Here is a 7617-nt window from a genome sequence, read left to right as displayed (position 1 = left end):
GTTCGAGCCCTCCCCATCCCCCGGCGTGACGCCCGGCGTCGTGGGTGTGGCCGGAACCTCGGGTCGCGGGTCGGGGTCGGACGGCGTGGTGCCGGGGTCCTCGCCCGAGCCGGTGCCCGGGCCGGTCCCGGGGTCGGTCGCTCCGTTGGACGTCACGGTGACGACGGTGGTGGCCGTCAGCGGCGCGGCGCCCTGGACGGTGGCACGGGCCGTCACGGTGTAGGTGCCGGCCTGGGCGAAGACGTGCTGGGCCTGGGGGCCTTCAGCGGTGGCGCCGTCGCCGAAGTCCCAGGTGATGGTGGCGTTGGCCTGGGGCGCGGTCGCGGTGAACGAGGCCGTGTGGGGCGCGGCGCCGCTGGCGCTGTTCACGGCGACGTTCAGCGTGCCCTGGGGCTGCTCGGGGGGCGCGGGCAGCGTCTTGGAGAGGGTGAAGGTGTCCAGGACGCCGCCGTCCGTCTTCACCAGCTTCGCGGTGAGGTTGCCCTCGACGACGTCCACGTCGAGGAAGCCGTGGGCCGCGTCGTCGCGGATGACGCTCCAGGACGGGCGCGACGTGGCGAACGTGCGCAGGGTGGCGCCGCCGCCGCCGACGACGAGGTAGGGGATGCCCGCCTCGTTCCTGCCGGCCTCGGCGTCACCGAGCATGGGCTTGCTGCGCTCGTAGTCGTGGTCATGGCCGGTGAGGACCAGGTCCACGCCGTACTTCTCGAACAGGGGGCCGAACTGGCGGCGCATGGTGAGCTGCGAGCCGTGCTCGCCGCTGGACCAGGACGGGTGGTGGAAGAAGACGACCTTCCACGGCTGCGTGGTGGCGGCCAGGTCCTTCTCCACGAACGCCTTCTGCGCGGCGAGCGTGCACTTGCTCGCGGACGCCAGGCCCACGGCGCAGTTCGAGTCGATGGACACGAAGTGCACGTGGCCCCAGTCGAACGAGTAGTAGCGCTCCGAGCCCTCCGGGTTGTTGGTGGGCAGGTAGAGGTTGTCCAGGTAGGGCTGGGCCTCCTTGGTCACGTACTCGTGATTGCCGGGCGTGGCGAACATGGGCACCTGCGACAGCAGGGCGGCCATGGGGGTGAAGAGGTTGTTCTGGAACTCGGCCTCGGTGCCGGACGCGTAGGCGTTGTCACCCAGGGCGACGAAGAGCTCCGGCTTGTTGGTGAGCATGGAGGCGGCGACCTTCTTCTGATCGCTTCCACCGGTGCCGAAGTCACCCACCGCGGCGAAGTGCACGCGCCGCGTGCCGGGCACGGGGGCGGTGCTGAACGTCTTCGCGGGAGTCGTCTCACCGCAGCCGTCCACGGAGTATGTATAGGTGGTGGCGGGGGACAGGCCGGTGAGGACCACGGCGTGGATCTTCGCGCTGGCCGAGGACTTCGCCGTCTGGCTGGTGTTGCCCACGCCGTAGCGCACCTGGGCGTTGGAGCAGTTCGACGCCAGGCGGAACGCCACGGTGGCGGTGTCGGGGCCCACCTTCTGCAGGTAGGGATCACGCGGCAGGGCGAGCGCGTCACCCGAGGCAAAGCCCCCGACGAACAGGGCAGCCAGGGCAGCGAGCGATAAAGACTTCGTCCGGTCCATGAATCCTCCGGCCCGAGACATTCGGGACGGGGGCGCAACGGTTCACCGCTCAACGATCATCCGGAAATCAGCCGCCCGGGAGTAGGCAGGGGAGGGAGCCCCCGGTGAGGCGGAAAGACAGACGAACGGGCTGGCGTTGCAGGTTTCCGGGCATGTTCTTCAGAGGGGCCGTCTTGCGGTGTCCGAAGGCTGCGTTACCCCTGAAGACATGACCGAAGTCCACTCCCAGACCCGAGAGTACACCCTGCCCGCCGGGTGCCCCGTGTGCGAGTCGGACCTGCCGGTGCGCGTGACCGCGACCGGTCCGAACGCGGTCTGCACGCACTGCGGCTGGATGGGGCGTCCCTTCATCACCGTGACGCACGACGGCCTGCGCGTGTCGTACGACGACGCCGCACGGGCCTGAGCGCCGGCAGTATGCCCTTCGCGGCAACGGGTGGCCGAGCGCTACGTCTATCGGGACGGGAAGCCATTGAGCCCGCGTGGTCCGCCCGGAGACCCCGTTCCATGACAGCGCAGATTCGAGACGTTCTCGTGTTCGAGCAGCGTTCCTTCGCACTGATGGCCGTCCGCTGGCACGTTCCGTTCACCGGAGGCCTGGTGGTGGCGCGTGACTCCATTCCAGGGCTCGCGCCCCGCGAGAAGTCCGTCGTGAGCTCCGTGTCATCACCCATCTGGATGTTCAGCGAAGTGCGTGAGTTCCACTTCGTGGAAGGCCAGTGGTGAACCGCACCGCCTGCGCAGACGGATTACAGTGCGCGAGCCCCACCCTCGGAATGAAGCGTGGGACAGGAGGCGGTGGAGATGGCGCCCATTGATGATGTGAAGGCCTTTCTCCTGCTGCATGGGCTGGAGACAGAGCAAACCGCTTATGGCTTGCGCGGGGAACTGGAGTGCGGGCGGATGCGCGAATGAGTCAAGCAGACCTGGTTGCCGTGGTGAACAGGATTGATTCTCGGATCAGGTCCCATCCGTGGATGGATTTTGAGATCTGGGAGTACGTCGGCGGAAACCTGATTGTCGCCGGGTTCATTGACACGACCGTGGAGCCGGATCTCTTCATCAAGTTTGACGGAGTCTTTCTTCTCTCGCTGCCTGCTGAGTGGAACACGGATACATCCAAGAGGGTGTTCCAGATGCTGGAGGGGGAAGAGGCGCGTCAGTGGAATCTGAGGTTCAAGGTTGAAATCGGGAACACATTGTTCTCGTTTGCCCCGGAGCACTACTCGCCTGACTTCAAGTGCGTGGTGGCCGCGAAGTCCGTGCGGATGTCCACAACGCTCGAGGGACTGAAGGTCCCGCCGCTGAGGGACAGATGATCGACATCGTCCTGGAGTTTCCGGCTGGTTTCGAGGACTCCGATTGGGAGGTTAAGGCCAAAGGCTGGCTCCCCGGAGTCGTCGCGGTGATTCATGGGCTTCGGTACGCGCTCACCGTGTACAGTCCGGCTCGCTTGGCCCAAGATGTTGATGAGGCATTGAAGGACAGCAGGGTGTTTCTTGAGCGGAATCTCGTGGTCGTCGCTTCCGTCACGCGGGAGCGGATCGCGTCTGCCATCCAGGAAATCGTTGAGACAGGCAGGGTCGGCGACCTTCAGCCGGACCCGTAGTAGAAGGGAGGCTGCGACGGTGCGTGATGAGTCGCTCCGCGCGAAACTTCGGTCAGACGATGAGTTCGTGGTTCTTCGTGGGCTTGCTGAGCTCGGAGGGATCGAGGACTACACGCCTGCTGACGACATCCTCGATTTGGCGATGACGTTCTTGAGATTTTGATCAGGGGGATAGAAAGGCTGGGCCGGAGTCACGAGAGACATCGAAAGCCCGGGCCAGCGCATCCCTCGCGCCAACCCGGGCTTCAATCCCATCCAGATGAATCAGCGGCCTACGGCTTCTTGATGTCGTAGGACACCAGCTCCTCCAGGCGTTGCCCGTCCTCGCGGACCTTGCCCACGCCGGGGACCAGCCAGTAGGTGCGCGACTTCTCCTCCTTCACCTCGCCGCTCTTGTTCAGCTTGTCGCGCTGGACCTTGATGGCGTTGGTGAACGTGCCCGCGGGCGTCGTCACCGTGACGTCCTTCTCCAGCACCTTCCAGACGTACGTCGGCTCCTTGCCCTCCGTGCCTCCCGCCGCGTAGGTGATCAGCTCACGCACCTTGTCCTGGTGCTCCCAGGGCACGGAGGCAGGCGTCGCCGCCAGGGACTTCACCATCGCCGGGGACCAGGTCGTCGCCTTGGACGCCAGGCCGTCCGTGATGTCCTCCTCGCGCAGGCGCACCACCAGGCCGTTGGTCAGCTCCAGCTGCCAGGAGTTCTCCTCGTAGATCGTGCCCGACTGCGTGCGGTCCTGCTTGCTGTGCACCTTCACGGCCGTCATCGTCGTGCCCGGCACCGTCTCCGGGCCCTGCACCGTCACCACCTTGTTGAAGACACCTTCCTGCTCGTCGGTGATGCGGTAGGTCCACGTGGAGCCCGTGGTCAGCGGCCAGAGCGTCGTCATCTCCGGCTTCTGATCCGGCTTCGTGCCGCCGCCCGTGTTCGGGTCCACCCCGGTGCCCGGCAGGTCCACCGTGCCGTCGGGATTCGTCGTGGGCGCGCCCGGATCATTCCCCGTCGGCAGGCTGCCCCCGCCACCACAGGCGGCGAGCGCTCCGCACGCCGCGAACAGCACCGCCAGCTTCCTGAACTTCATGACATCTCCTCCCGCGCGCCCTTCGCGCTCACCGCCGTCCACCGCAGGCCCCGCAAGGGCGCCCCTTCCGTCCGTCCCAACGCCGCCGCCAGGCTTCCAGGCTCCGGCTCCTCCACTTCCAGCTCCACCCGCCGCGCGGAGAAGTCCATCGCGCAGCTCTTCACCATCACGTTGCGCTCCCCCAACGCGGCCCTCAGCGTGGCCTCCGCGCGCACCAGGTCGTCCGCCTGCGCGGACACCACCAGGCGCTGCTTCGCCTCCTTCGTCGCCACGGCCTTCTTCTCGAACAGGTCCAGCACGAAGAGCAGCGCCGCCACGAACCCCGTGCCCACGAACGCCAGCACCAGGTTGCCGTGGCCGCACGCCATGCCCAGGCCAATCACCAGGAACAGGATGGCCGCGTCGCGCGGGTCCTTCAGCCCCGAGCGGAACCGCACGAACCCGCCCAGGCCCACCAGCCCGAACGCCTTCGCCACGCTGTTGCCAATCACCGCAGTGATCACCGCCGCCGCCGCGCAGAGGAGGATCTGCGCCTGCACCATCTCCACCTTGGGCAGCGGCTTGCCCGTCAACATCCGCCAGGGGCGCGCCGACAACAGCGCGCCAATCACCGCCGACGCCACCAGCCGGGGGAGGATGGCCCCCATCGACAGCGCCGACAGCTCCTGCTCCACGTCCTGGAACAGCGCTCCGAAAGGACCCTCCATGGGCATCACGCCTCCTGCCGCCCGGCGTCCACGCTCAGGGTCTCCGCCAGGGCCCGCGCCGGCCGCTGCGCCTGCTCCAGCGCGCGGGCCTGCGCCACCACCGCGTACGCGTTGCGCAGCACCGGCAGCTTCCCGGCCTGCTCCTCCAGGATGCGGTCCAGCAGCGCCCGCGTCTCAGCGACCAGCGGCAGCCCCCTCATCGAGGACACCACCGTCGCCGGCCACCGGCGCGCCGCGGAGGCACGCAGCTTCCACGCGGCCGGCGAGTCCATCCCATCCACCGAGTCCAGCGCCTCCTTCGTCAGCGCCGCGCCCCGCTCACGCATGGCCCAGGCCCGCGGCGTGTCCACGCCCGTCAGCGAGCGCAGCACCAGCTTCAGCGCTCCCTTCTCCAGCTGCTCACGCAGGCCCACCGCCACCGGCGTCTCCAGCCCCGTGGTGCTCTTGAGCACCGCCAGCCGGTCGTGCGGAATCAGCGCCTCACGCAGCGCCTCCGCGCGCTCCGTGGTGAGTCCGCCCAGGCTGCGCGCCACCTCCGAGTACAGCTTGCGCTGCATGCCCGCCTCGCGAATCACCCAGGACTCGTCGCCGTCCACGCCAGCCAGGCCCAGCAGCACCGCGGCCAGGTGCCCGTCCTTCACGCCCCGCTCGCGCAGCGCCCACGCCTCCGGCGAGTCCTGGCGCTTGAGGCCCTCCAGCACCGCCGCGGGCGCCTGCGCGTACAGCCGCTGCCGCAGCGCGTGCGAGCGCGGCGACGTCACGAACCCCAGGCCCTCCGCCACGTCCGCCGGCACGCTCGCCGACAGCACGTCGCGCAGCGTCCACGCCGTGTCGTCCTCCAGCCCGTTCAGGCTGCGCGCGACGAGCCCCGGCAGCCGCTCCGCGTACGCCAGCCGGCGCTGGTGCGCGGGCAGGCCCGGGATGCCGTTGAGCAGCCACGCCGCCAGCTGCGGCTCGCGCGCCTCCAGCGCGTCCACCGCCTGGAAGAAGCGCTCCTCCACGTCGTCCACCGACGCCACGCACGAGGGCAGGGAAGGGGCGGGCACCAGCCGCTGCACCGGCTGCTCACGGCCCTCCAGCCGCGCCACCACGGCCTCCACCAGGCGCTGCTCCAGCACGCGCAGCGGCTGATCATTGTTCTCCAGGATGATCCACCGCGACGGGTCCTTCCGGGCCTGCGCGAGGAACGCCTCGCGCACGCGCACCGCCAGCCCCGCGCCGACCAGACCCTTGCGGCTGTCCGAGTCGTTCGCCTTGCCGCTCTGCACCTTGCCCAGCCGCTTGCGCAGCCGCGCCAGGTCCGGGTCGACGTCCACCAGGATGACCAGGTCCGGCCACAGCCCCTGCGACGCCAGCTCGCAGGAAGGCAGCAGCTGCTCCTCCTTCAGGCCCCGCCCGCCGCCCGTGAGCGCCAGCTGCGAGTAGAGGTAGCGGTCGGTGATGCACACCTCGCCCCGCTTCAGCGCGGGCGCGATGACTTCATCCAGCTGCTGCGCGTCGCGGGCCAGGTTCAGGAAGAACTCGGCGCGCGGGCACATCTCCAAAAGCTTCGCGTCGCGGGTCAGCTCCCGGATGCGCCGCGCGGTGGGCGACTGCAACTCGCCACCCTCGCGCGCGTGCGCGACCTTGTAGCCCAGCTTCTTCAGCCGGGACGCGAGCAGGTTGGACAGCGTCGTCTTGCCGCTGCCGTCAATGCCTTCGAAATCGATGAACACGGTGCCCTAACCCCCTACGACCCCAACGCCACCTGTTGTGAAGGCATGCACCCGCGCCATGCCCTCCGCGAACTTGCTGTACGCCGTCGGCCCCCCTGGATTGAGGGCCGCCAGCCACTCGGGCAGCGCCGCCCCGAGGTGCTTCACCTCCACCACCACCCGCGAGTCCTCCCACGCGGGCATCCCCAGCCGCTCCACCGTCAACGCCAGCGGCGACAGGGCCAGCTCCGGCGAGACGGAGTGGAAGCCGATGTCCCGGTCCACCGTCACGCGCCACTCCTGCGACACCTGGTACACGTGCCGCCGGTACGTCACCGCCAGCACCGGCGACAGGCTGCCGCCGGTGAAGAGCGGCAGCAGGCTCACGCCGCCCCGGATGGCCCGGCCCAGCTCCGCGCGGGGCACCCACACGCGCCGCTTCTGCGTCAGCCCGTTGCGCTCGCGCTTCACCTCCAGCACCACGCGCTCACGGCCCGCGGCGCCCACGTCCGGCGAGTACTCCTTCGTCCTCACCTTGAGGCAGTCCTCCGGCGTGCTCAGCGCGCGCGCCGTCAGCGGATAGCCCGGCTTGTCGAAGTACACCGACACGATGCGCGTGGGCGGCGGAAGGACTCCGCCCAGCTCCTGCGACAGCCGCGAGCACACCCCCTTGGCCTCGGAGGCCTCCAGCACGCGCTTGAACTCACGCCGCAGCTTCGTCACTTCGCCTTCCGCGAACGAGATCATGTCCAGGTGTCTCCTCATCGGAAGCGGGTGGCGAGCTGCACCGACAGCTCGAGCGCGGGCGCCACGTCCCCTGGCCGGAGCGCCCGCTCCGCCTGGACCTGCGCCTTGAACGAATCCGCCAGCAACACGTTGAATCCCCCCGTCACCGAATGCCCCTGCGCCTGGATGCCGCCCTGCAACTGCAGCGCCTCCGCCCCCACCAC

At 69.0% G+C, this 7617-nt stretch carries 9 protein-coding genes and 1 pseudogene; 4 read left to right on the top strand and 6 right to left on the bottom strand.

Going from position 1 to position 7617, the window contains the following annotated elements:
• On the bottom strand, nt 1-1578 hold a 1578-nt coding region (locus tag D7X55_RS31790), incomplete at its 3' end, for a metallophosphoesterase (RefSeq protein ID WP_121725025.1).
• A gap of 208 nt (nt 1579-1786) precedes the next feature.
• On the opposite strand from D7X55_RS31790, the gene D7X55_RS31785 reads away from it, so the two are divergent.
• The 4 genes from D7X55_RS31785 (at nt 1787) to D7X55_RS31770 (ending at nt 3187) form a co-directional block, all read left to right on the top strand.
• Nucleotides 1787-1984 carry a hypothetical protein gene (locus D7X55_RS31785; protein WP_014398265.1) on the top strand — a complete coding sequence of 66 codons (198 nt, stop codon included), beginning with the start codon at nt 1787-1789 and terminating at the stop codon, nt 1982-1984.
• Nucleotides 1985-2085: 101 nt separating this feature from the next.
• The gene (locus D7X55_RS31780; RefSeq protein WP_147442680.1) at nt 2086-2304 is read left to right on the top strand and encodes a hypothetical protein; all 219 of its coding nucleotides are present in this window, start codon (nt 2086-2088) and stop codon (nt 2302-2304) included.
• Between the two features lie 185 nt (nt 2305-2489).
• Nucleotides 2490-2897: a hypothetical protein gene (locus D7X55_RS31775; protein WP_121725024.1), complete on the top strand. Its 408-nt coding sequence runs from the start codon at nt 2490-2492 to the stop codon at nt 2895-2897.
• The gene (locus tag D7X55_RS31770) at nt 2894-3187 is read left to right on the top strand and encodes a hypothetical protein (protein WP_120547456.1); all 294 of its coding nucleotides are present in this window, start codon (nt 2894-2896) and stop codon (nt 3185-3187) included. Before D7X55_RS31775 ends, D7X55_RS31770 begins: the two co-directional genes overlap by 4 nt.
• A gap of 272 nt (nt 3188-3459) precedes the next feature.
• On the opposite strand, the gene D7X55_RS31765 is transcribed toward D7X55_RS31770, so the two are convergent.
• From D7X55_RS31765 to D7X55_RS31745, 5 genes and pseudogenes are all read right to left on the bottom strand, one after another.
• Nucleotides 3460-4266, bottom strand: a complete 807-nt coding sequence (locus tag D7X55_RS31765) for a hypothetical protein (RefSeq protein ID WP_121725023.1) — start codon at nt 4264-4266, stop codon at nt 3460-3462.
• Nucleotides 4263-4973 (bottom strand): DUF4956 domain-containing protein, encoded by a 711-nt coding sequence (locus tag D7X55_RS31760; RefSeq protein WP_120547464.1) that lies wholly within the window; start codon nt 4971-4973, stop codon nt 4263-4265. Before D7X55_RS31760 ends, D7X55_RS31765 begins: the two co-directional genes overlap by 4 nt.
• 5 nt (nt 4974-4978) lie before the next feature.
• On the bottom strand, nt 4979-6688 hold the full coding sequence (gene tmk, locus D7X55_RS31755; protein WP_121725022.1) for a dTMP kinase: 1710 nt from the start codon (nt 6686-6688) through the stop codon (nt 4979-4981).
• A gap of 6 nt (nt 6689-6694) precedes the next feature.
• Entirely contained in the window at nt 6695-7414 is a 720-nt protein-coding gene (locus D7X55_RS31750; protein WP_120547459.1) for a VTC domain-containing protein, read from the bottom strand.
• Nucleotides 7415-7428: 14 nt separating this feature from the next.
• Nucleotides 7429-7617: pseudogene (locus tag D7X55_RS31745) on the bottom strand (hypothetical protein); the annotation flags it as partial.

Source organism: Corallococcus sp. AB049A, from assembly GCF_003668885.1.
Taxonomy (GTDB): Bacteria; Myxococcota; Myxococcia; order Myxococcales; family Myxococcaceae; genus Corallococcus; species Corallococcus interemptor.
Note: the sequence above shows the minus strand (reverse complement) of the source record. Positions and strands in the feature narration are given on the sequence as shown.

What these genes read in the sequence shown, in the direction of transcription:
- D7X55_RS31785 (WP_014398265.1), top strand. Translation starts at nt 1,787, where the DNA reads ATGACCGAAGTCCACTCCCAGACCCGAGAGTACACCCTGCCCGCCGGG.
- D7X55_RS31780 (WP_147442680.1), top strand. Translation starts at nt 2,086, where the DNA reads ATGACAGCGCAGATTCGAGACGTTCTCGTGTTCGAGCAGCGTTCCTTC.
- D7X55_RS31775 (WP_121725024.1), top strand. Translation starts at nt 2,490, where the DNA reads ATGAGTCAAGCAGACCTGGTTGCCGTGGTGAACAGGATTGATTCTCGG.
- D7X55_RS31770 (WP_120547456.1), top strand. Translation starts at nt 2,894, where the DNA reads ATGATCGACATCGTCCTGGAGTTTCCGGCTGGTTTCGAGGACTCCGAT.
- D7X55_RS31765 (WP_121725023.1), bottom strand. Translation starts at nt 4,266, where the DNA reads ATGAAGTTCAGGAAGCTGGCGGTGCTGTTCGCGGCGTGCGGAGCGCTC.
- D7X55_RS31760 (WP_120547464.1), bottom strand. Translation starts at nt 4,973, where the DNA reads ATGGAGGGTCCTTTCGGAGCGCTGTTCCAGGACGTGGAGCAGGAGCTG.
- D7X55_RS31750 (WP_120547459.1), bottom strand. Translation starts at nt 7,414, where the DNA reads ATGATCTCGTTCGCGGAAGGCGAAGTGACGAAGCTGCGGCGTGAGTTC.